Genomic DNA, 806 nt, shown 5'->3' with positions numbered 1-806 from the left:
GTAAGCGGAGCTTTTCTCCCATTTGATTGACTGGTTTCGCTTCGGCTTTCGCTCTGCGATCCTTGGCTTGTCAGAGAGCCGAGAGGAGACTGAAGGCGATGGAACAATCGGGGGAGGAAGCCGAAGCTGATGGCTTTGTGGGGAAGCTTACGCGCCGGACGCGTTCTGGATGCCGGTTATGGTCTGCGGAGATCAAGGGGCGCGCTGTTTTCGAGAGCATGAAGCCCGACGCCCGGGTATGTGATGTCGCACGGCGTTATGGTGTGAAGGCCCAGCAGTTGACGACGTGGCGCAGATTGGCGCGTGCTGGCCGGCTCGCATTGGTCACGGACGACGCGGCGGATTTCGTGTCGATCGAGCTGAGCGATCCAGTGGCGTCAGGCAAGAGCGAGGGGCCCGTCGAGATTACGATTGGCAAGGTTTCGGTCCGCCTGGATGCGGACGTGTCGGCGGTGCGGATCGCGGAGATCGTGACTGCGATCGAGCGCGGCGCATGATCATTCCGGCGCAGGGACTGCGGATTGTGCTTGCTGTGCGTCCTGTTGACTTCCGGTGCGGGCACGACGCGCTGGCCGGTCTTGTGCAAAACACGCTTGGGCTCGATCCGCATTCGGGCCTGATCGTGGTTTTTCGTTCGAAGCGCGCCGACCGGCTGAAGATTTTGCTATGGGACGGCACGGGCCTCGTTTTGGTCTACAAGCGCCTTGGCCGCGATGGTCGTTTCGAGTGGCCGCAGATCAGCGACGGCGTCATGCATCTGACGCGCGTGCAGTTCGAAGCGCTGTTTGAAGGGCTGAACTGGAAGC

Annotated in this window: 2 protein-coding genes; both read left to right on the top strand. The window is 61.3% G+C overall.

What is annotated here, in order from left to right; translation table 11 throughout:
- The first annotated feature begins 98 nt into the window (after positions 1 to 98).
- Complete coding sequence (locus tag IC50_RS38240) at positions 99 to 497, top strand: transposase (protein WP_011090954.1); 399 nt, start codon at positions 99 to 101, stop codon at positions 495 to 497.
- A partial coding sequence (gene tnpB / locus IC50_RS38235) for an IS66 family insertion sequence element accessory protein TnpB (RefSeq protein WP_035716877.1) occupies positions 494 to 806 on the top strand: 313 nt, incomplete at its 3' end. The genes IC50_RS38240 and tnpB, both read left to right, overlap by 4 nt.

The organism is Bradyrhizobium genomosp. I (2014) (genome assembly GCF_000261685.1).
GTDB lineage: Bacteria > Pseudomonadota > Alphaproteobacteria > Rhizobiales > Xanthobacteraceae > Bradyrhizobium.
This window is presented reverse-complemented; position numbering and strand designations above follow the sequence as displayed.